This is a genomic window from Streptomyces sp. NPDC005263, from assembly GCF_042872365.1.
GTDB lineage: Bacteria > Actinomycetota > Actinomycetes > Streptomycetales > Streptomycetaceae > Streptomyces.
This window is the reverse complement of record NZ_JBIAKJ010000006.1, coordinates 67,584-88,487: the sequence shown is the minus strand read 5'-3', so window position 1 is coordinate 88,487 and position 20,904 is coordinate 67,584. Positions and strand designations below refer to the sequence as shown.

Genomic DNA, 20,904 nt, shown 5'->3' with positions numbered 1-20,904 from the left:
GCCGGTCCCCTTCAGTCGACCCGCACCCCGACGACCGGCGGACGGCCGCCTGATTCGGGGGTTGACATGGCCACACAGAAGTCCTCTGCGGGAAGGCTGGGTTCCGCCGCGCTCACTCTCCTGGCCGCCACCGCCACGGCGACGGTGGCGGTGCGTCAGTGGCGGCTGGAGCAGGCGCGTCTGCATGACAGGCAGCTGGAACTCGAGGAGCTGGCGATCCGGCGCAAGGCGCTGGCCCATCAGCAGCGCATGCAGTGGGAGTTGCTGGTCAGGGCGATGGACGATCCCTCCCTCGCGGAAGTGATCGACACGTACGACAAGAGCATCCCGGCGGAGCGGCGACGCCAGTTCTTCTACGCCAACGCCTGGTATGTCCACCTCTACCACCTGCACCGGGCGGGAAGCCTGGACCGGGAGGAGCTCTACCGCCATCTGCGGGAGTTCTTCCAGAGTCCGGTGTTCCGCGAGTACTGGGAGGCGTCGAGGCATATGCGGGCCACCCTGAACGAGTCGTCCGTGGAGGCCCGGTTGGGACACATGGTCGACGGACTCGTCAGGGACCTCGACGAAGCCGACACCGACGAGTGGTGGGTCGTCGGCGACCCACCGACGGACTGACCGATCGACGGACCGAACTCACCGAAGCCGCTCTGTCCACCGACCGACTGACCTGACGTCCGCCCCCGTCAAGCCGGTCAACACAAAAACGGCACAGACACGCCTGAGTGACTTTTGGCCATCCAGCCACAAGGGCCTCACGAACACCGCTAGCGTGCTCACCACCACTATGCCCAGGCTTTCTGTTCGTAAGGACCGGTACCTTTGAAGATCGTGCGCCGCATCGGTGTGCCCCCGAGCGCCCGAGGCAGTAACTCGGGAGCCACCTGCCCGGACGTGTTCGAGCTGAGTGACGGCAACTTCGCCGTCATCGGCACCGAGGCCACCGAGGCGCTTGAGCGCGAACTCCCCGCCGACGCCGCCCGCGCCGACTACGAGCGCATCGTCATCGTCAGCCGGGAGACCCTGATTCGCGCCAAAGCGGACATCCCCGACGCCTGACCCTGCGAGCACGTGTCCACCCCAGACCCGTCCCGTACAGCCACCCCGGACGCACAGAACCGCTGAGCGCCCCCGGGCACCCACCCCGCGAGCAGCCCGTCACCCCGTCCCTGCTCGATCACCACCGATGAGGCCTGGCGCCCGAACGGCACCAGGCCACACGCGTGTCAGGCGGCCCCCGGCACCTCGACCGGCGCCCCCGGCCCCACATACCGCGCCACCGGCCTGATGATCTTCGAGTCGGCCGCCTGTTCCAGGATGTTGGCGCTCCAGCCCACCACGCGTCCCGCCGCGAAGGTGGGCGTGAACATCTCGCGCGGCAGACCGCACAGCTCCATGACCACTCCGGCGTAGAACTCGACGTTGGTGTGGAGCTCCCGGCCGGGCTTCAGTTCGGCGAGGATCCGTTCCACGTGCCGCTCGACCTCGACGGCGAAGTCGACTCGCGGACCGCCGAACCGCAGGGCGATCTCACGGAGCATGTGGGAACGAGGGTCCTGTGTGCGGTAGATGGCGTGGCCGAAGCCCATGATGCGTTCGCCGGCCAGGACGCGCTCGCGGATCCAGGGGTCGACGCGGTCCGGCGTACCGATCGCGTCGAGCGTGTCCAGCGCGCGGCTGGGGGCACCGCCGTGCAGCGGCCCGGACAACGCCCCCACCGCTCCCACGAGGCACGCCGACACGTCCGCCCCCGTGGACGCGATGACCCGGGCCGTGAACGTTGATGCATTGAATCCGTGGTCAATGGTCGAGATCAAGTACTGCTCGATCGCTCGGGCCCGCCGCGGCTGAGGCTCCGAACCCGTCACCATGTAGAGGTAGTTGGCCGCGTACGAGAGGTCCTCGCGCGGCTCCACGGGGTCGAGTCCCTGACCCAGTCGGTGCAGTGCGGCAAGCAGCGTCGGTACGGCCGCGGTCGCGACGAGGGTGTCCTCGCGACGCCGGTCCGCGTCGAGGTCGTACACCGGGCGAAAGCCCTTCGCGGCGCCCAGCAGCGACAACGCGGCGCGCATCCCGGCCAGCGGTCCGGCATCCCTGCTCGTCGCGGCGACGGCGGGCAGCGCGGTCCAGACCTCGGGGGGCAGCCGACGCAGCTCGGCGGTCTCGACGGCGAAGGCCGCGGAGCGGGCGGGGTCCGGCAGTTCACCGTGGACCAGGAGATGCCATACGTCCTCGAACCCACGGGACCGCGCGAGGTCGACGGCGGAGTACTGGCGGTAGTGATAGAAGCCCTCGGCTCCCCGGACGTCCCCGATCTCGGTGTCGGTGACGACGACTCCCGCGAGCCCGCGCGGTACCTCGACGAGAGCGGCTGCCGAACTGTTGACGGACATGATTCCTCCCTGGACTTGCTTCAACTGTCCATGGTTGACTAAATCCATGTCAACATTGATTGAATCAATGTATGCGATCAACTCACCTGACTGCGGATACGGTGATGTCTTATGCGCGATCACGAACCCCACCCCGGCCCGACTGGACAACGGCTGAGCACCAAAGAGACCGCCGAGCTGCTGGGCGTGAAACCCGAGACCGTGTACGCGTACGTGAGCCGTGGGCAGCTCAGCAGCAGACGGGTGCCCGGCGGCCGGGGCAGCACCTTCGACGCCAAGGAGGTGGAGGGGCTCGCCCGGCGCAACCGACGGGAGAGCAGCGCCACGTCCGGCACCGGGGGCGAACTGTCCGTGCGCACCCGCATCACGCTCATCGACACCGACCGCTACTACTTCCGCGGCGTGGACGCGACCGAACTGGCCGCGCGCCACTCCTACGAAGAGGTGGCCGAGTGGCTGTGGACCGGGCAACTGCGCCCCGGTGCCACCTTCACGGCACCTGAGGCCACCGTCACGGCCGCCCGACGCGCGGTCGACGCGATGCCCCAACACACCGCCCCGACCGACCGGTTGCGGGTCGCCGCCATCGCCGCCGCAGCCGCGGACCCGCTGCGCTTCGACCTCTCGGAAGAAGCCGTGCTCGGTACGGCGCGCAGCCTGATCCCGACCCTGGTCGCCGCCCTGCCCCTCGCCCGGCACGATCATCGGGACGACGGCCCGCTGGCTCACCGGCTGTGGGCCCGCCTCAGCAAACGGACGGCCGACGATTCGTCCCTGCGTGCGCTGGACACGGCACTCGCCCTGCTCATCGACCACGACCTCGCCGCCTCCACCCTCGCGGTACGCGTCGCCGCGTCGGCCCGCGCGCACGCCTACGCCGCCGTCTCCGCCGGGCTCGGCGTGATCGAGGGACCGCTGCACGGCGCGGCCGGCGGGCTCGCCCACAAACTGCTGCTCGAGGTGATCGACCAGGGCGACGCGGCCCCCGTGATCGCCGACGAGCTGCGGGCCGGCCGGCGGATCCCCGGGCTCGGCCATCGCCTCTACTCCGGCGAGGACCCGCGCGCGCGTGCCCTCTTCGACCTCCTGGAGGACATCCCCGGGGCCGCACCGGCCCTGGCCGCGGCCCGCGACATCGTGGCCACCACCGCTCGTCACGCTCCGCTGCACGCCAACGTCGACCTGGCCCTGGGCGTGCTCACCGCCTCCTCCGGCATGCCCGCCACGGCCAGCGAGACGATCTTCGCGGTGGCCCGCACGGCGGGCTGGATCGCGCACGCCCTGGAGGAGTACGAGGAACGTCCGCTGCGTATGCGCCCGAGCGGCCACTATGTGGGCCCACGGCCGCCGCGCCCCCTGCCGGAGTAGGCCGCACGCCACCCGGCTGCCACTCCACTCCAAGTCAGGTTAGGCTCACCTCTGTGAGTACGTGCTCAACCGTCTCCCGGGATCTCGACGAGCCGATGTCCGGAACGGCGGCCACGGCGACGACCTGGCTGCTCCTGGAACAGGCCGGCCCCTGGGGTGCCAAGGCGCTCACTTCGAGCCACCTGGATCCCGCGCTGGGCCGTGCCCTGGAGGCGGCCGCGAAGGGCACCGGCGTACGCGTCGCGCTCATCCGCCGCCCCGGCCGGCACGCCGACAGCGGCCCGTCGACCGCACGCCAGGTGTACGCGGCCCACACCGTGCCCGGCGGGGTGTGGGTGCGCTCCGCCACCACCGACGACCCGAGTCGGCTGCTCGACATCGACTTCGCCGCGCTCGGCCGTGGGGAGCACCGCACCTTCGACTCCGCGCTCGACGGCCGGCCCCACACCGGGGATCCGCTCGCGCTGGTGTGCACCAACGGCAAGCGTGACCGCTGCTGCGCCCTCCTCGGCCGGCCTCTCGCGGCCGAACTGGCGGCCTCCGGCGTCGAAGGTGTCTGGGAGGTCACCCACCTGGGCGGTCATCGGTTCTCCCCGACGCTGCTCGTGCTGCCGTACGGCTATGTCTACGGCAGGGCCGAGGCCCACGCCGTCAAGGAGGTCCTGCACGGTACGCGGGAGGGGCGGATCGTGGTGGAGGGCTGCCGGGGGAACTCGGCCTGGGAGCGTCCCGGCCAGGCGGCCGAGCTGGCCGTGCGTACGGCCGTGGGCGAGTACGCGGCGCAGACTCTGGCCGTGATCCGCACGGAGGGGACCGCGCCCCGCTGGGAGGTGACCGTCGCACACACCGACGGACGTCGGTGGCGCGTCGTCGTCGCCCAGGGCGCTTCGCTGCCGGCCCGCCCGGAGAGCTGCGGAGCGTCGGTGCTCGGCGCACCCGCCCGGATGGACGTGGTGGAGGTCCGCGAGCTGACGACCACCAGGGCGCTCGCGAGCTGACCGGTAATCCACGCCACACCCCTACGGCAGCTCCGGCACCTCCACGTACCGTCATGGGTATGAGCCCCACTCCCCCCGCCCGCCGCCTGCGCCTCGGACTGCCGAGGCGCATGTTCTCGCAGGTACTGCTGATGCAGTTGGCGATCGCCGCGGGAGTGGCGGTGCTCGCGACCGGGCTGTTCCTCGCGCCGCTCAGCGCTCAGCTGGACGACCAGGCGATGCGCCGCGCGCTCGCCATCGCGCAGACCACGGCCGCCGAGCCGGGTATCGCCGACGAGGTCAGGACCACACCTCCGACGGCCGACGGGCCCGTCCAGAAGACCGCGGAACGGATCCGCAAGGCCACCCACGCCGAATACATCGTGGTGATGGACCGGCGGGGCGTGCGCTGGTCCCACCCGACTCCCGGCGAGGTGGGCAGGACCGTCTCGACCGACCCCCACCTGGCGCTGGCCGGCAAGGAGGTCATGGAGATCGACAGCGGCACCCTGGGCCGCTCCGCGCGCGGCAAGGTGCCGCTGCGCGACAGCCACGGCGACATCGTCGGCGCGGTCTCGGTGGGGATCGCGTACGACAGTGTGCGGGCCAGGCTCATCCACGCGATCCCAGGGCTCTTCGCGTACGCCGGAGGCGCCCTGGCCGTCGGCGCGCTGGCCGCCTGGCTCATCTCCCGCCGGGTCCAGCGGCAGACCCGTGACCTCGCCTTCTCGGACATCTCGGGGCTGCTCGCGGAGCGCGAGGCGATGCTGCACGGCATCCGGGAGGGCGTCGTCGCCCTTGACCGCGCGGGCCGCGTCCGCCTGCTCAACGACGAGGCACAGCGGCTGCTGGGCATCGGGGACGAGTCCGTCGGCCGCTCCCCCGACGAAGCGCTCGGCGAGGGCCGTACGGCGGACGTCCTGGCGGGCCGGGTGACGGGCACCGACCTGCTCACCGTCCGCGGTCAGCGGGTGCTGGTCGCCAACCGCATGCCCACCGATGACGGCGGCGCCGTGGCCACCCTGCGCGACCGCACCGAACTGGAGCAGCTCGGCCGGGAACTCGACTCCACGCGCGGCCTGATCGACGCGCTGCGCGCCCAGGACCACGAGCACGCCAATCGCATGCACACTCTGCTCGGGCTGCTGGAACTGGAGATGTACGAGGACGCCGTGGAGTTCGTCGGTGAGGTCGTCGGCGACCACCGCGTCACCGCCGAACAGGTGACCGAGAAGATCCATGACCCGCTGCTCGCCGCACTTTTGGTCGGCAAGGCGACCGTGGCGGCCGAACGTGCAGTGGCCCTGTGGGTCTCGGACCACACCCGGCTGCCGGACCGGCTGGTCGACCCCCGTGGGCTGGTCACGGTGGTGGGCAACCTGGTGGACAACGCGCTGGACGCCGTCGCGGGCACCCTGCACGCCCGCGTGGAGGTCGAGCTGCGGGCGGAGGGACGTACCGTCATCCTCCGGGTCCGTGACACGGGGCCCGGAATCCCGGCGGAACAGCGTGAGTTGATCTTCATGGACGGATGGTCCACGAAGACGCCTCCGGCACATCGGAAGCGCGGAATCGGACTGTCCCTGGTGCGCAGGCTCGCCGAACGGCAGGGTGGCAGCGCTACGGTCGGTGCGGCGGGCGACGGGGGCGCGGAGTTCACCGTCGTCCTGCCCGAGGCACTGGCCGCGCCGGACCGGGAACCGGCGCTCAGCACGCCGGCCGTACCGCAGTCCGCCCCCGAGGAGGAGTCGTGATGATCGAGGTCCTGGTGGTGGACGACGACACCCGGGTGGCGCGTGTCAACGCCGCCTACGTGGAGAAGGTCCCGGGCTTCCATGTGGCCGGTGTCGCGCACAACGCGGCACAGGCGCTGAGCCGGCTGGAGGGGCCCGACCGTCTGGACCTGGTTCTGCTGGACCACTATCTGCCGGACCAGACGGGGCTGGAGGTCGTCCAGGAGATGCGTCGGCGCGGCCATCAGACCGACGTGATCATGGTCACGGCGGCCCGGGACGTGACGACCGTGCAGGCGGCGATGCGGCATGGTGCCCTGCAGTACCTGGTCAAGCCGTTCGCCTTCGCGGGGCTGCGCGCCAAACTGGAGGCCTACGCGCAGCTGCGGCGCACCCTGGACGGTGGCGGCGAGGCGGAACAGGCCGAGGTGGACCGCATCTTCGGCGCCCTGTCGACACCGTCCGAGCCCGGGCTGCCCAAGGGGCACTCCCCTACCACCGCGGAGCTCGTACGGCAGTCCCTGATGAACGCCGAGGGCCCCCTGTCGGCCCATGAGATCGCCGAGCGCACAGGGGTGAGCCGCCAGACCGCCCAGCGCTATCTGAAGCTGCTGGAGCGCACGGGGCGGGCCAGACTCACCCTCAAGTACGGCGACGCCGGCCGCCCGGAACACCGTTACGTATGGGCGACCCGCCCCTGAGGCGCGGCCTGCTCCGCCCCGCTCGCTCACTACGGCGCTGAAGGCGCGGTCTCCTACACGGCCCCCGCCCCCGTCAGCGAGCGCACCTCGGTCTCCGCGTGCTTGGCCTCGTCCGGCAGTTCCGCCGAGGTGACCGCGCCGAGCCAGCCGGCGAGGAAGCCCAACGGGATCGAGACGATGCCGGGGTTCTGCAACGGGAAGTACTGGAAGTCGACGTCGGGGAAGAGTGACTCCGGGCTGCCGGACACCACCGGTGACAGCACCACGAGGGCCATCGCCGGGATCAGGCCGCCGTAGACGGACCACACGGCACCACGAGTGGTGAAGCCGCGCCAGAACAGTGAGTAGAGCAGCACCGGCAGGTTGGCGGACGCGGCCACCGCGAAGGCGAGGCCCACCAGGAACGCCACATTGAGATCCCGCGCCAACAGGCCGAGAGCGATCGCGACCACTCCGACCCCGACCGCGGCGGTCCGTGCGACGGCCACCTCGCTGCGCGGCTTGGCCCCCGGACGACGCAGCGACGCGTACAGGTCGTGGGCGACGGACGCCGAAGAGGCCAGCGTGATCCCGGCGACCACCGCGAGGATCGTGGCGAACGCGATCGCGGCGACGATCGCGAAGAAGACCGTGCCGCCCGTGGAGTCCGGCCCGCCGCCCAGATCAAGGGCGAGAAGCGGCACGGCCGTGTTCCCGGACGCGTTCGATCCACGGACGGCGTCCGGGCCGACGATCGCCGCCGCGCCGAAACCGAGGACGATCGTCATCAGATAGAAGCCGCCGATGAGCCCGATCGACCAGACGACGGAACGCCGTGCGGCCCGCGCGGTGGGCACGGTGTAGAAGCGGGACAGGATGTGCGGCAGCCCGGCCGTGCCCAGCACCAACGCGAGACCCAGACTGATGAAGTCGAGGCGGGCCGTCCAGTCCCCGCCGTACCTCAGGCCGGGCGCCAGGAACGCCTTGCCATGACCACTGCGCTCCGCCGCCGTGAGCAGCAACTGGTCGAAGTCACCGCGGAACCTCACAAGGACGAGAACGGTCAGGGTGATGGTGCCGCCGAGCAGCAGCACCGCCTTGACGATCTGGATCCAGGTGGTGGCCCGCATCCCTCCGAAGGACACGTAGATCACCATGAGCGCGCCGACTCCGATGACCGTCCAGGACTGTGCCGCTCCGCTGGTTCCGCCGAGCAGCAGCGCGACCAGACTGCCCGCGCCCACCATCTGCGCCACCAGATACAGAACCGACACGGTGACCGAGGAGGCCCCGGCCGCGATCCGGACGGGACGCTCGCTCATCCGGGACACGACCACGTCGGCGAGCGTGAACCGCCCGCAGTTACGGACCAGTTCGGCGACCAGGAACAGCACCACGAGCCAGGCCACGAGGAATCCGACCGAGTACAGCAGCCCGTCGTACCCGAAGAGGGCGATCAGCCCGGAGATCCCGAGGAAGGACGCGGCCGACATGTAGTCGCCCGCGATGGCAAAACCATTCTCCATCGGGGAGAAGAGACGGCCGCCCGCGTAGAACTCCTCCGCCGAACCCTGCCGATGCCTGCTCACCCACGTCGTGATCCCCAGAGTGACCGCGACGAACGCGCTGAACAGCAGCAAGGCCAGCGTCTGATGGTCGACCGTCACGATGAACCTCCCCGCAGCCCGCGCGTCAGTTCCTGGGTGTCCCAGCGCAGTTCCAGCGCGGTCCGATCGCGGCGAAGCCTCGCGTGCCGGGCGTACGCCCAGGTGAGCAGGAAGGTCGTGAGGAACTGTCCGAGCCCTGCCACCATCGCCACGTTCACGGCGCCCGCCACGGGCTGTGCCATCAGTCCCGGCGCGGTCGTGGCGGTCACCACGTAGGCCAGGTACCAGACGAAGAACCCCGCCGCCGCCGGGACCACGAACCTCCGGTAGCGACTGCGCACCTCCTGGAAGGCCTCACTGCGCTGGACCTCCAGGTACACGTCGGCCGCGGCGGCAGCCGGGGCCTCGTACTCCCGGCGTCCGGACGAGTGCACGGGCACAGGCACAGGCACACCGGCGGCGCCCGACTCGCCCCATCCGGATGCGAGGGCGTCGTACCAGGGGTCGTCGTACCTCATGTCTCCGGCCGCATCCGTGGAAGCGAGATCATGGACGTCGTGGTGGTCGACCGAACTCTCGTCGCCCCTGCCGACTCCGCAGGGGCGACCGTTGCTTGACTGCATGCCCAAGGATGGACAGAAGGGATAGATCCCCGACTCTTCTTCTCCGCGCTCTTCACCCCATCAGGTGACTCAATTCGCGGGCGGCTTCGCCAGGCCCCTCGCGTATGCGTAACGCACGGCCTGCGCACGGTCCTTGAGCCCCGCCTTGGCGAAGAGATTGTTGATGTGGGTCTTCACGGTCGCCGTGGAGACATGCAGCTTGTGGGCGATCTCCTGGTTGCTGAGGCCCTCGGCGATCAGCGCCAGCACTTCCGTCTCGCGCGTGGTGAGTCCGTCCGGCACCTCCGCGAACGCCGCGGGCTGCGGCTCAGGAGCCGACAGGCGTTCCAGCAGACGCCGTTGGATGCTCGGCGACAGGCCCGCGTCCCCGGACAGCACACTCCGCACGGCCCGCACGATCTCGTCACCCCCCGCGTCCTTGGTGAGATAGCCCCGCGCTCCCGCTCTCAACGCGGGGAACAGCGACTCGTCGTCCGCAAAGGTCGTGAGAACCACGACCTGCGTCCCTGGATGCTCCGCCCGGATACGACGGGTCGCCTCCACCCCGTCGCAGCGGGGCATGCGCAAGTCCATCAGCACCACGTCCGGGGCGAGTTCGCCGACGAGCTGCACCGCCTCGTTGCCGTCCCCCGCGGATCCCACGACCTCGATGCCGGGAAGCAGCCCCAGCAGCATCACGATCCCCTCGCGGACCACGGTCTGGTCGTCCACGACCACCACCCGCGCCGGCCGCTGCCCCTCATCCGTCATACGGGCACCTTCAGCGACACCACGAACCCCTCCTCGTCCGGCCCGGCCTCCAGTGAACCGCCCAGCAGCTCAGCACGCTCCCGCATACCCAGAAGACCGTACCCGGCGCCCGCCCCGGCGAGGTCGCCCGGCGGCCCACCCGAGTCCCGTACGACCAGCGTCACGTGGTGCTCGCCGTACTCCAGCCACAGCCGTACCTTGGCCCCCGTGGCGTGCTTGCGGACGTTGGTCAGGGCTTCCTGGGCCACTCTTCGTACGGCCTGGGACGCCTCCGCCGGCAAGGGGCCGCGCTCACCCGTGATGGTGGCTTCCGCGTTGTCGGTCGTACTGACCAACTGGGTCAGGAAGTCCTCCAGCGGAGTCAGCTCGCCGCGCAGGGCCGACAGCGAGTGCCGGGTCTCGGCAAGACCGTCTCGAGCCATTCCCCGCGCTGCCACCACTCGTTCGAGGATCTGCTCCCGGTCGGCCCCGCGCTCGATCAGCAACCGAGCCGCCTCCAGGTGCACGAGCTGCGCCGAGAGGCTGTGCGCCAGCACGTCGTGGATGTCCCGTGCGATGCGGGCTCTCTCCGCCAGCGCCGCCGAGTCCGCCTCGGCCGCCCGCGCCGCTCGCTCCTGGACGAGCAGCCGCTGGGCGTTGCCACGCGCCTCGGCGTCCAGCCGCAGCGCGTAACCGGCGAGGGCGAGTCCGCCCGTCGTCACCGCTGTGGTGAGCCACGCGTCGTCATTGACCGCCGCGTACGACGCGAGGGCGACCGTCGCCACCGGCACAGCGGCCGCGACCGGCAGCCGCTCCAGAGCGGTGACCGCGCACCCGCACCAGATGACGAGGGCGGGGACCCCGAAGCCCACGGTCTGGGCGGCGACCGCGACTGCCAGCAGCGCTGTCATGAGTGCCAGCGAGGGCAGGAGTCGGTGGGCGAGGGTGGTGCGATAGAGCGCCCAGGAGAGAAACGCGGCCAACAGGACGCCCGCTGCCGCTCCGATCGCATCCCAACCCCGGACGTGACCGCCGGTGAAGACGCCCCAGAGCAGCATGCCGAGTACCAGGCCGCGCACGACCCGGCCGAGCGAACGACGGGCACCGGAGGATTCGGCGGGCCCGAGTGCTTCCCGGGAGGGCCAGCGTGTCCAGGCGTTCTCGGTCACACACGTTCCTTCCACGTGGGCCGGGACATGCTGTCACCGTACGCCGGTCCCGCGGCGACATCCGGACGCAGGGACTGGGCTCGCAGGGACTGGGCTCGCAGGGGCTGGGCTCGCAGGGGCTGAGCTCGCAGGGGCTGAGCTCGCAGGGCGAGGATCCCGGCGCGTACGAGGAGCGTGGCCGCCAGGGCGAGCAGCAGCGCGGACGAGTCCTGCTGAAGCCCGGCTGCCGCGCCCAGCGCGTAGAGGCCGACACGCAGTCCGATGCCGACGGCCCAGACTCCCCCGCTCGCTCTGGTGCTCCTGCTCCACACCGCCCCGTCCGGCTCCGCCCATATCCGGGTCGTCCAGGCCCAGGCGGCTCCGGTGGCGAGGCCGGTGAGCAGCTCGGCGGCGAGCAGGACGACCGACGCCGTCCGGTGATGGGCGTCGATCATGTGCGGCTCGCGGAGCGCGACCACGGCCAGGATCACGGGTACGAGCCACCACCGCCTGCCGGCGTCGATGCGGCGCGGGCGAAACTGCCGGGCCACCACCAAGACGACCACGGCCACGATCACCAGCGCGTTGACGAGCCCGGGCATCAGAGCCTCCGTAGCGAGGAAGGGATGCCGGCAGTGAGCACTGCCGACGCCTTCGACGCTACGGAAATCCGCAGGTCGGCAAATCGGAGCCGGGGTGGATCATGGGTGGATCTCCCGTCCCGGCGGCCTCCACCCGTGGGTGGAGGCCGCCGGACCACCGGTCGCCCCAGGCCGTACCCGCAGCGTGCCCCAGTTGCCGGCTCCGCCGCAGGGACAAATCCCGTCGGCTACGCGTCGATACGCGACCGATCCAGCGTGGCCGCCGAGCCCGAGATGAACTCCTTGCGGGGTGCCACATCGTTGCCCATCAGCAGATCGAAGACCTGCTCCGCGGCCTCCAGATCAGCGAGGTTGATCCGGCGCAGCGTGCGGTGCCGCGGATCCATCGTCGTCTCGGCCAACTGGTCGGCATCCATCTCGCCGAGGCCCTTGTAGCGCTGGATGGAGTCCTTGTACCGGACGCCCTTGCTCTGGAACTCCAGGAGTTTGTCGCGCAGCTCACGGTCCGAGTACGTGTAGACGTACTTGTCCTGGCCCTTCTTCGGCTGGACCAGCTCGATGCGGTGCAGCGGCGGCACCGCGGCGAACACCCGGCCCGCCTCGACCATGGGCCGCATGTAGCGCTGGAACAGCGTCAGGAGCAGACATCGGATGTGCGAGCCGTCGACATCGGCGTCGGTCATCATGATGATCTTGCCGTAGCGGGCCGTGTCGATGTCGAAGGTGCGGCCTGAGCCGGCTCCTATGACCTGGATGATCGCGCCGCACTCGACGTTCTTCAGCATGTCGGTGACGGACGACTTCTGAACGTTGAGGATCTTGCCCCGAATCGGCAGCAGTGCCTGGAACTCGGAGTTCCTGGCGAGCTTCGCCGTGCCGAGCGCGGAGTCTCCCTCGACGATGAACAACTCGCTGCGGTCCACGTCGTCACTGCGGCAGTCCGCGAGCTTGGCGGGCAGTGACGAGGACTCCAGAGCCGTCTTACGCCGCTGGGCGTCCTTGTGCTGGCGGGCGGCGATGCGGGTCCGGGCCGCGGCGACCGCCTTCTCCATGACCACTCGGGCCTGGGCGGCGGCATCGCGCTTCGTGGACGTCAGGAACGCCTTGAGCTCCTTGGAGATCACGGTGTTCACGATGCGGCGGGCCGCGGACGTGCCGAGGACCTCCTTGGTCTGCCCCTCGAACTGCGGCTCGGCCAGGCGGACGGTGACGACCGCGGTGAGGCCCTCCAGGGCGTCGTCCTTGACGATGTCGTCCTCGGCGACGCGCAACAGCTTCTTGCCGCGCAACACCTCGTTCATCGTCTTTACGATCGCCTGCTCGAAGCCGGCGACATGGGTGCCGCCCTTGGGCGTGGCGATGATGTTGACGAACGACCTGAGGGTCGTGTCGTAGCCGGTGCCCCAGCGCATCGCGACGTCCACACCGAGCTCACGGGTGACCTCGGTGGGCGTCATCTGGCCATGGTCGTCGAGGACCGGGACGGTCTCCTTGAAGGAGCCCTGGCCGGAGAAGCGGAGGACGTCGCAGACCGGCTTATCGGTAGCGAGGTACTCACAGAACTCACTGATGCCGCCGTCGAAGCGGAACGACTCCTCGCCCTTGCTGCCGCCCTCGCCGAGACCGTACTCGTCGCGGACGACGATGGTCAGGCCCGGGACCAGGAACGCGGTCTGTCGGGCACGCTGGTGCAGGTTCTCCAGGGAGAGCTTGGCGTCCTTCAGGAAGATCTGACGGTCGGCCCAGTACCGCACGCGCGTGCCAGTACGGGTCCTGGGAATCTTCTTGGCCTTGCGCAGGCCGCTCGCGGCGTCGAACTTGGCGTCCGGCCCCATCGAGGCGAACGCTCCGGGGACGCCTCGGCGGAAACTGATGGCGTGCGTGTGACCGCCCCGGTCCACCTCGATGTCCAGTCGCGCGGACAGGGCGTTCACCACGGAGGCGCCCACGCCGTGCAGACCGCCGGAGGCCGCGTACGAGCCGCCGCCGAACTTGCCGCCGGCGTGCAGCTTGGTCATGACGACCTCGACGCCGGAGAGTCCGGTCTTGGGCTCGACGTCGACCGGGATGCCCCGGCCGTTGTCCCGGACCTCGACGGAGCCGTCGTCCTGGAGGATCACCTCGATGTGGTCACAGTATCCGCCCAGGGCCTCATCGACGGAGTTGTCGATGATCTCCCACAGGCAGTGCATCAGGCCCCGGCTGTCCGTGGACCCGATGTACATGCCCGGGCGCTTGCGCACGGCTTCAAGCCCTTCAAGGACGAGCAGGTGCCGCGCGGTGTAGTTGGAACCGTCCCGGTCTGCTCCTGCCAGCAGCGCTGTGGACGGCACGGACGTCTCGGCGGTCACGCGGTTCGCTCCTCGCTGAATTTCAGGTGAGGCCCTTCTGGGTAAGGGCGCGGCTTCGGTTGCCGCTCAGAGGGTACCGAGGCCTGGTAGAGCCGATGTAACGCCACCCTCGTCTGACCTCACACTAGTCCAGACTCGCATACACGTTCGATCCCTCGATTGAGTGAAGTACACATCACGTTCCCTTCCAGGCATGAACCATTTAGGCTCCGGGCACGTCCTCATGAACAACCGGCAACCCAGCCGGCGGACCGACCCCCCGACCGACAGCGCGAACCCGTAAGACACAAAGACACGCAATACGGCACATTCGCCGCCAACCGGCAACAGACAGCCGCCCGGAGAGATTTTTTCCAGGAAAAGCCACGAGCGGGAACGTTTTCGGGCTGGTTGGATGTTGACCCTGGTACGACAGCTCGTCGAGCTAGAGAAGAGGCGACGTGACTACTGTTCTGACCCCCGCGAGCCCACTGACGGCCGCCGATCGCTGCGACCGCTGCGGCGCCCAGGCATACCTGCGCGTCGTCCTGCTGAGCGGCGGAGAACTGCTCTTCTGCGCCCACCACGGCCGCAAGTTCGAGCCGGAACTCAAGAAGATCGCCGCTGAGATACAGGACGAGACCGAGCGCCTGACGGCCGCTCCCGCAGCAGCCGCCGAAGAAGAGCGCTGACACTCGCGTTCCACGACGAGCCAGCACCGGCACAGGCCGGATAACGGGCGGGCGCCCCTGCTCCCAGGGGCGCCCGCCCGTGCTCATACCCGCACAGTGGCCGTCAGGTCCCGCCAGACGCCGCCACAGGGCTTCCCACCCGGGCGGCCCAGTCGGGCGTCCGCAAGACCTCGGACACCCGCGTGTAGACGCCAGGACTGCCCGCGCGGCCACAGCCGCTGCCCCAGGACACCAGCCCTACGAGCTTCCCCCGGGCGACGAGCGGCCCACCGCTGTCTCCCTGACAGGCGTCGCGGCCACCTTCCTCCTGCCCGGCGCACAGCATCGTGTCCGCGAGGTACGTCCCGTCGGCGTTGCCGGGATACGCCCGCTCGCACTGCGCGTCGGGCAGCACACGCACGCGTGCGGCCCGCAGGGTGTGCGCATAGTCACCGCCACCCGTGATGTCTCCCCAGCCGTACACCGCGGCCTCTGTTCCCGGCTCGTACGCCGGGTCCCCGGTCGGCGCCATGGCGATCACCGAGTCCTGCGGCAACGGCTCGGCGAGGGTGAGCACAGCGAAGTCCCCGGAGTTGGTCGCACTGTCGTGGTCCGGGTTCACCCAGGTGTCGCGTACGGGAATTTCCTGCCCCTGGTCGGAGAGGAGATCCGTACGCCCCGCGATGACCTTGAGGTCGCGCACCCTGTCCGGTGGGCCACCCAGGACGTCCTCGCCGAGACAGTGAGCCGCGGTGAGCACCGTGGAACGGCCGACGGCCACCCCGCCGCAGAACTGGCCCGCGCGGGTACCCCCGAACCGGTCACGGCTGGACAGTGCCACCGTCCACGGGCTCTCGGACACGTCGACCGGGAAACCCCCGACGACGATGCTGTCGGCAGCCACAGGGGCGGCGGACACCAGCGGTATGGCAGCTGCGACGGCCGCCAGAGTCAGCGGTCGGGCCAGTGCCCGGGCAATGCGAGATCGCATGCACGCTCCTCACTCCGGGTTGATGGTCTGACACCCAGCGTCATGCAGAGCGCTGCCGGTCGCAGCACGAGAGCCCGTCGCCGGGGGCAGCACGAAGGCCCGGCACCACTCGGAGACCGGGCCTTCGACGTCGTACGACCGCAACCTAGTCGAGGTAGTCGCGCAACACCTGCGAACGCGACGGGTGGCGCAGCTTCGACATGGTCTTCGACTCGATCTGGCGAATGCGCTCGCGCGTGACGCCGTACACCTTGCCGATCTCGTCGAGGGTCTTCGGCTGGCCGTCGGTGAGACCGAAGCGCATGGAGACGACGCCCGCCTCACGCTCGGACAGGGTGTCCAGGACCGAGTGCAGCTGCTCCTGGAGCAGTGTGAAGCTGACCGCGTCGGCCGGGACGACCGCCTCGGAGTCCTCGATGAGGTCACCGAACTCGCTGTCGCCGTCCTCGCCCAGGGGCGTGTGCAGCGAGATGGGCTCACGGCCGTACTTCTGGACCTCGATGACCTTCTCGGGGGTCATGTCGAGTTCCTTGGCCAGCTCCTCCGGGGTGGGCTCGCGGCCCAGGTCCTGGAGCATCTGCCGCTGCACGCGCGCGAGCTTGTTGATGACCTCGACCATGTGCACCGGGATACGGATGGTGCGGGCCTGGTCGGCCATCGCGCGGGTGATCGCCTGACGGATCCACCAGGTGGCGTACGTGGAGAACTTGTAGCCCTTGGTGTAGTCGAACTTCTCGACCGCGCGAATCAGACCGAGGTTGCCCTCCTGGATGAGGTCCAGGAAGAGCATGCCGCGACCGGTGTAGCGCTTGGCCAGGGAGACCACCAGACGGAGGTTGGCCTCCAGAAGGTGGTTCTTGGCGCGGCGGCCGTCCTCGGCGATGATCTCCAGCTCACGCTTGAGCTTCGGCGCCAGCTTGTCGGCGTTGGCCAGCTTGTCCTCGGCGAACAGACCGGCCTCGATACGCTTGGCGAGTTCCACCTCCTGCTCGGCGTTGAGCAGCGGGACCTTGCCGATCTGCTTGAGGTAGTCCTTGACGGGGTCGGCGGTGGCACCGGCGACGGCGACCTGCTGCGCGGGCGCGTCGTCCTCGTCGTCGTCGGAGAGGACGAAGCCCTTGTTCTCGCCCCCCTCCTCTTCCTCTTCGCCGGGCTTGACGTCCTCGAGGACCTCATCCTCGACGGCCTCGGCGTCATCCTTGCCGGCGGTCGCCTTCTTGGCCGTCGTCGCCTTCTTGGCGACGGTCTTCTTCGCGGCCGCCTTCTTGGCGGTCGGCGCCTTCTTTGCTACTGCCTTCTTGGCGGGCGCGTCGTCCTCGACGGAGGCCTCGACTGCGGGCGCCGCCGGCGTGGCGGTGGCGGTGGCCTTCTTCGTGGTCACCGTCTTCGCTGCGACCGTCTTGGTGGCGGTGCGCTTGGCCGGGCTCTTCGCTGCGACGCTCTTTCGGGTGCGCTTGGGCTCCGCGGCACTGACCATCAGCGTCACACCCTCTTCCTCGAGGATCTGGTTGAGGCTGCGCAGTACGTTCTTCCACTGAGTGGCCGGAATCTGGTCAGCTTCGAAGGCCCGACGCACGTCATCGCCGGCGATCTGCCCCTCAGCCTTTCCCCGCTCAATGAGCGCCATGACAGAGACGGACTCGGCGATCTCCGGCGGGAGCGTACGGGATGTGCTGGCCGACACGAACAACCTCTCGGAACGTTGGAAAACGGCTTCCGGCCCCGTCCATGATGGACAGGAGCCGACCACCGGCCTGGGGATTGGCCGACGGCGCGGGCGTGGGCCGGGAAGATGCACAGCGCCTTGAACGGCGTCCGTATTCCCTCCGCGGCAGTCACCTCTTAGGTCATCGCGCTGCTCCCACGAGCGTTACGCCCATTCCGCGTGGCCCGAGTCACACCCCGTAAACACTCAAAAATCGTCATACACGGACATAGGTGGTTAGTCGTGGCCTGGAAGCGGTCGCTTTGGCGGGCCCGCACCTCGTCGCACCGTCGGACCCCGCACAATCCCTGGGGATTCCGCGGGGTCCGACGGGAGGCGGCATATGGGCCGCGGGGCACCACCGGAGGGGTGGAGGCCGTCCCGCCCGTGTCGCCCGGGGTGCGAGGTCAGTGCTCGCGCGGCGCGGGCACCACCCGCTCCACCTCGGGGTGGACGGTGAGCAGTTGCCGCATGGCCGTTTCGGCCGCCGCTCCGTCACCGGCGGCCAGCGCGTCGACGATCCGGCCGTGGTGCGCCAGAGAGGCCTCGTTCGGCCGGTCACACCCCGTGACGGGACTGCCGGAGACCTGAAGGGCGGCCGACACGATCCCTGAAAGGTGCTCCAGCATGCGATTGCCGGCGATCTGGATGAGCAGGGAGTGGAACTCCGCGTCCGCACGGGAGAACGTGAGCGCGTCGCCCTGCGCCATGGAGTGGCCCATGATCTCGATCATGTCGGTGAGCCGTTGCTGGACGTCCTCGCGCCCATGCCCCGCGGCCAGCCGGGCGGCGAGCGGTTCGATCGTCCAACGCAGTTCGCTCAGCTCACGGCGCTGGTCGTCGCGCTGCGGCCCGAAGGCCCGCCATTCGATGATGTCCGGATCGAGGAGGTTCCAGTCGCTGACGGGGCGCACGCGGGTGCCGACGTTCGGACGCGCACTGACCAGGCCCTTGGCCTCCAGGACGCGGAGCGACTCACGGACGACGGTGCGGGACACCTCGAAACGCTGACCGATCTCCTCGGGCACGAGCGGACGGTCGGCGCCCAGATCGCCGGAGACGATCATCTGGCCGAGCTGCTGAACAAGTTGGCCGTGCAGTCCGCGTCCGCGGCTGCCGGCGGCACGTCGGCCCACCCGGCCCAGCTCCGGTTCCGCGCTGTCCCACGAGGGGATTCCGACGCGGCCGGCGGTGGCGGCCTCCGCGTAGGGATAGCGGTCGAGTTCGCCCGGGCCGGCGAGGCCGGAGTCTGCGGAGCGGGCGGCGGTCATCATGGTGTGCGCAAGGGTACTCACGGATCCTTTGTCGGCTCCGCTTCCAACTCCCTTGAGGTCTTTGGTGAAAAGCACACGAAAGGGTGATCGCTCACCCCGTCGCAATTGACGCCTTATCGGAAAGAAACGGGCCTTCCCGGGAAGTTGTGCGCAGGGCCGAACCGCAAAGGCACGGACGGTCGTCAGCGAACCCTCCCGCGCAGGGTCGTGAGCAGATACGCGCAGAGCAGGGCGGTGAGTGACAACGTCAGTGCGCTGCCGACGGGTTGGACGATCACGCGCGCGGCGACCTCCAGGTAGCGCTCTCCACCGAAGGGCCACTGCATCAGGAACACTTGGCGCAGCCGGACGGGAAACCCTGCCGCGGCACGCACGGACGGTCCCCCGAAGGCCTTTTGTACGAGCGGCACCACGACGACGGGGACGGCCACCAGCGCGGCGAGCCCGGCCGTGGTGGAGCGGAAAATCCCCGCGGCCAGCACGCCCGCCCAGCCGCAGCCGATCACGAGCCCGATCCAACTTGCGCTCAGGGCGGGCCAGTCGGCGGGAACCTCGGCCAGTTCCGGTCCGTAGACGAGATAGAGCACTTCGGCGTCGCAGCCCACTGTGAGGAAGGCCAGCACCAGCGCGGTGGCCGCGGTGACGACGAGTTTGGCGGCCAGCAGCCCGATTCGGCGGGGCACGGAGCCGCGATCCGCCGCCAGGGCAGGGTGGCGGAACTCATCACCGAAGGCGAGCGATCCGAGCAGGCCCGCGCCGAGGGCCGCGGGCGGCAGGGGGAATTCCCGGGGCCACGCGGCCAGCAGGCGTGACTGAGGGGTGTGTCCGACACGGGCAAGGAAGACAGCGATGAGGGCGGAGGTGACGAGGACGGCGGCCGCGGTGAGGAACCCGGTGCTCACTCCGGCGGCGCGTCGCAGCTCGTAGCGCAGCGGACGGAGGGGACTGCGCGCGGAGCGGACCGAGATGGGAGGTGGCGGGGGAGACAGCGGATGGGCGGACCGGAGCGCCTTGACGGGGCGTGCGCTCTCCCGAACTCGCCGTTCTCCCTCGATGGAGCCGACGGGCGGCTCGACGTCGCGGGGATCGTCAGGTTCGGCGGTTTCCGTCACCGGGGAAGGTGGCTGCGTCCGCGCGGACCCCTCCTCGGTCTCCGAGGGGCGCAGCGCCGCCCCTGGCCCCATGTCGCCGACCTCGTCGGCGAGTTGGTGGACGAGGACACCGTGACGGAACGCGGTCTCGCCGACGTCGGCGCAGGTACTGCCGTACACGTAGAGGCGATTGCCTTCCTCCCGAACGACCTCGACGGAGCGCTGTTCGGTGCGGGCCTCCTTGGCGATCAGTGCCGCGAGACGGGCGGCGTGCGGGGTGCGGACGGCGACGCGGGGGCGTAGTCGCGTGCGGGCGAAATCGGTCACGTCCTGGTCGGCGGCGAGCCTGCCCTTGTCCAGGGTGACCACGCGGTCGGCGGCGCGCGCGGCTTCCTTGGGGTCAGCCGTGGTGAGCAGGACCGTGCCGCCCCGGGCCGCGTGGGCTCGCAGCATGCCTCGGAGCCATTGACACTCGCGGGAGGAGAGCCCGCGGGCAGGCTCGTCGAGCAGGAGCGTGTGCGGTTCCGGAAGCAGCGCGCAGGCCAGTCCGAGGCGGCGGTCCATGCCGCGCGACAGGGTACTCAGGCGTTCGTCGCGCAGACTGACGAGGCCCACCGCTTCGAGGACTTCGTCAGCGCGCCGCACCGGTACGCCCGCCGCGGCGCACAGCATGCGCAGATGTCCGCGTACGGTACGGGCGGGGTGACCTGGCACATCGCCCAGCAACACACCGACCTCGCGCGACGGGTGGGCGATGCGGTGCAGAGGCCGGCCTCTGAAGTAGGTGATGCCACGGCCCGGTTGTAGTTCGAGCATCAGCCTGAGCGCGGTCGTCTTGCCCGCGCCCGGGGCTCCGAGGAGTGCGGTGACACGGCCTGCGCGCGCCTCGAAGGAGAGGTCGTCGAGAGCGGGCGGGAGGCCCCTGCGGGTGTGGCTGGTCAGTCCGAAGGCCTGGATCACCCGAATCAAGATAGCGCGCTAT

At 69.9% G+C, this 20,904-nt stretch carries 18 protein-coding genes; 7 read left to right on the top strand and 11 right to left on the bottom strand.

Going from position 1 to position 20,904, the window contains the following annotated elements:
* The first annotated feature begins 66 nt into the window (after positions 1 to 66).
* A complete protein-coding gene (locus tag ACFYRY_RS26480) occupies positions 67 to 618 on the top strand; it encodes a DUF6082 family protein (RefSeq protein WP_389150509.1) in 552 nt (183 codons plus the stop codon).
* A gap of 204 nt (positions 619 to 822) precedes the next feature.
* The gene (locus ACFYRY_RS26475) at positions 823 to 1,059 is read left to right on the top strand and encodes a hypothetical protein (RefSeq protein ID WP_356762644.1); all 237 of its coding nucleotides are present in this window, start codon (positions 823 to 825) and stop codon (positions 1,057 to 1,059) included.
* Between the two features lie 167 nt (positions 1,060 to 1,226).
* On the opposite strand, the gene ACFYRY_RS26470 is transcribed toward ACFYRY_RS26475, so the two are convergent.
* Positions 1,227 to 2,393, bottom strand: coding sequence for a citrate synthase (locus ACFYRY_RS26470; protein WP_389150505.1), 1,167 nt, complete (start codon positions 2,391 to 2,393; stop codon positions 1,227 to 1,229).
* A gap of 111 nt (positions 2,394 to 2,504) precedes the next feature.
* On the opposite strand from ACFYRY_RS26470, the gene ACFYRY_RS26465 reads away from it, so the two are divergent.
* From ACFYRY_RS26465 to ACFYRY_RS26450, 4 genes are read left to right on the top strand one after another with little or no spacing between them, the layout of a single operon-like run.
* Positions 2,505 to 3,761, top strand: a complete 1,257-nt coding sequence (locus ACFYRY_RS26465) for a citrate synthase (RefSeq protein WP_389150503.1) — start codon at positions 2,505 to 2,507, stop codon at positions 3,759 to 3,761.
* 53 nt (positions 3,762 to 3,814) lie between these two features.
* Positions 3,815 to 4,759 (top strand): sucrase ferredoxin, encoded by a 945-nt coding sequence (locus ACFYRY_RS26460; protein ID WP_389150500.1) that lies wholly within the window; start codon positions 3,815 to 3,817, stop codon positions 4,757 to 4,759.
* Positions 4,760 to 4,818: 59 nt separating this feature from the next.
* Positions 4,819 to 6,492, top strand: coding sequence for an ATP-binding protein (locus tag ACFYRY_RS26455; protein ID WP_389150498.1), 1,674 nt, complete (start codon positions 4,819 to 4,821; stop codon positions 6,490 to 6,492).
* Positions 6,492 to 7,172: a response regulator gene (locus ACFYRY_RS26450; protein WP_389151628.1), complete on the top strand. Its 681-nt coding sequence runs from the start codon at positions 6,492 to 6,494 to the stop codon at positions 7,170 to 7,172. Before ACFYRY_RS26455 ends, ACFYRY_RS26450 begins: the two co-directional genes overlap by 1 nt.
* Before the next feature lie 53 nt (positions 7,173 to 7,225).
* Here ACFYRY_RS26450 and ACFYRY_RS26445 read toward each other — a convergent pair whose 3' ends face one another.
* The 6 genes from ACFYRY_RS26445 to ACFYRY_RS26420 form a co-directional block, all read right to left on the bottom strand.
* Complete coding sequence (locus tag ACFYRY_RS26445; RefSeq protein ID WP_389150495.1) at positions 7,226 to 8,818, bottom strand: cation acetate symporter; 1,593 nt, start codon at positions 8,816 to 8,818, stop codon at positions 7,226 to 7,228.
* Positions 8,815 to 9,381: a DUF485 domain-containing protein gene (locus ACFYRY_RS26440; protein WP_389150493.1), complete on the bottom strand. Its 567-nt coding sequence runs from the start codon at positions 9,379 to 9,381 to the stop codon at positions 8,815 to 8,817. Before ACFYRY_RS26440 ends, ACFYRY_RS26445 begins: the two co-directional genes overlap by 4 nt.
* A gap of 69 nt (positions 9,382 to 9,450) precedes the next feature.
* Positions 9,451 to 10,131 (bottom strand): response regulator, encoded by a 681-nt coding sequence (locus ACFYRY_RS26435; protein WP_389150490.1) that lies wholly within the window; start codon positions 10,129 to 10,131, stop codon positions 9,451 to 9,453.
* The gene (locus tag ACFYRY_RS26430; RefSeq protein ID WP_389150487.1) at positions 10,128 to 11,279 is read right to left on the bottom strand and encodes a sensor histidine kinase; all 1,152 of its coding nucleotides are present in this window, start codon (positions 11,277 to 11,279) and stop codon (positions 10,128 to 10,130) included. The genes ACFYRY_RS26435 and ACFYRY_RS26430 overlap by 4 nt, the downstream gene beginning before the upstream one ends.
* Positions 11,276 to 11,860, bottom strand: coding sequence for a DUF1453 domain-containing protein (locus tag ACFYRY_RS26425; protein WP_389150484.1), 585 nt, complete (start codon positions 11,858 to 11,860; stop codon positions 11,276 to 11,278). Before ACFYRY_RS26425 ends, ACFYRY_RS26430 begins: the two co-directional genes overlap by 4 nt.
* Positions 11,861 to 12,087: 227 nt before the next feature.
* Positions 12,088 to 14,211, bottom strand: a complete 2,124-nt coding sequence (locus ACFYRY_RS26420; protein ID WP_389150481.1) for a type IIA DNA topoisomerase subunit B — start codon at positions 14,209 to 14,211, stop codon at positions 12,088 to 12,090.
* Between the two features lie 440 nt (positions 14,212 to 14,651).
* Here ACFYRY_RS26420 and ACFYRY_RS26415 point away from each other — a divergent pair, with 440 nt between their 5' ends.
* A complete protein-coding gene (locus ACFYRY_RS26415) occupies positions 14,652 to 14,882 on the top strand; it encodes a hypothetical protein (protein WP_389150479.1) in 231 nt (76 codons plus the stop codon).
* 103 nt (positions 14,883 to 14,985) lie between these two features.
* On the opposite strand, the gene ACFYRY_RS26410 is transcribed toward ACFYRY_RS26415, so the two are convergent.
* The 4 genes from ACFYRY_RS26410 to ACFYRY_RS26395 all read right to left on the bottom strand — a co-directional run bounded on the left by ACFYRY_RS26410 (position 14,986) and on the right by ACFYRY_RS26395 (position 20,882).
* Positions 14,986 to 15,852, bottom strand: coding sequence for a serine protease (locus ACFYRY_RS26410; protein ID WP_389150476.1), 867 nt, complete (start codon positions 15,850 to 15,852; stop codon positions 14,986 to 14,988).
* Positions 15,853 to 15,997: 145 nt separating this feature from the next.
* A complete protein-coding gene (locus tag ACFYRY_RS26405) occupies positions 15,998 to 17,536 on the bottom strand; it encodes an RNA polymerase sigma factor (protein WP_389150473.1) in 1,539 nt (512 codons plus the stop codon).
* Positions 17,537 to 17,964: 428 nt separating this feature from the next.
* The gene (locus ACFYRY_RS26400) at positions 17,965 to 18,852 is read right to left on the bottom strand and encodes a FadR/GntR family transcriptional regulator (protein WP_389150470.1); all 888 of its coding nucleotides are present in this window, start codon (positions 18,850 to 18,852) and stop codon (positions 17,965 to 17,967) included.
* Positions 18,853 to 19,013: 161 nt separating this feature from the next.
* Positions 19,014 to 20,882 carry an ATP-binding cassette domain-containing protein gene (locus ACFYRY_RS26395; RefSeq protein WP_389150467.1) on the bottom strand — a complete coding sequence of 623 codons (1,869 nt, stop codon included), beginning with the start codon at positions 20,880 to 20,882 and terminating at the stop codon, positions 19,014 to 19,016.
* Positions 20,883 to 20,904 lie beyond the last annotated feature (22 nt).

Bases quoted from the DNA above. Each gene is read 5' to 3' on its own strand.
- ACFYRY_RS26480 (WP_389150509.1), top strand. From the start codon at position 67: ATGGCCACACAGAAGTCCTCTGCGGGAAGGCTGGGTTCCGCCGCGCTC.
- ACFYRY_RS26470 (WP_389150505.1), bottom strand. From the start codon at position 2,393: ATGTCCGTCAACAGTTCGGCAGCCGCTCTCGTCGAGGTACCGCGCGGG.
- ACFYRY_RS26465 (WP_389150503.1), top strand. From the start codon at position 2,505: ATGCGCGATCACGAACCCCACCCCGGCCCGACTGGACAACGGCTGAGC.
- ACFYRY_RS26455 (WP_389150498.1), top strand. From the start codon at position 4,819: ATGAGCCCCACTCCCCCCGCCCGCCGCCTGCGCCTCGGACTGCCGAGG.
- ACFYRY_RS26450 (WP_389151628.1), top strand. From the start codon at position 6,492: ATGATCGAGGTCCTGGTGGTGGACGACGACACCCGGGTGGCGCGTGTC.
- ACFYRY_RS26440 (WP_389150493.1), bottom strand. From the start codon at position 9,381: ATGCAGTCAAGCAACGGTCGCCCCTGCGGAGTCGGCAGGGGCGACGAG.
- ACFYRY_RS26435 (WP_389150490.1), bottom strand. From the start codon at position 10,131: ATGACGGATGAGGGGCAGCGGCCGGCGCGGGTGGTGGTCGTGGACGAC.
- ACFYRY_RS26425 (WP_389150484.1), bottom strand. From the start codon at position 11,860: ATGCCCGGGCTCGTCAACGCGCTGGTGATCGTGGCCGTGGTCGTCTTG.
- ACFYRY_RS26410 (WP_389150476.1), bottom strand. From the start codon at position 15,852: ATGCGATCTCGCATTGCCCGGGCACTGGCCCGACCGCTGACTCTGGCG.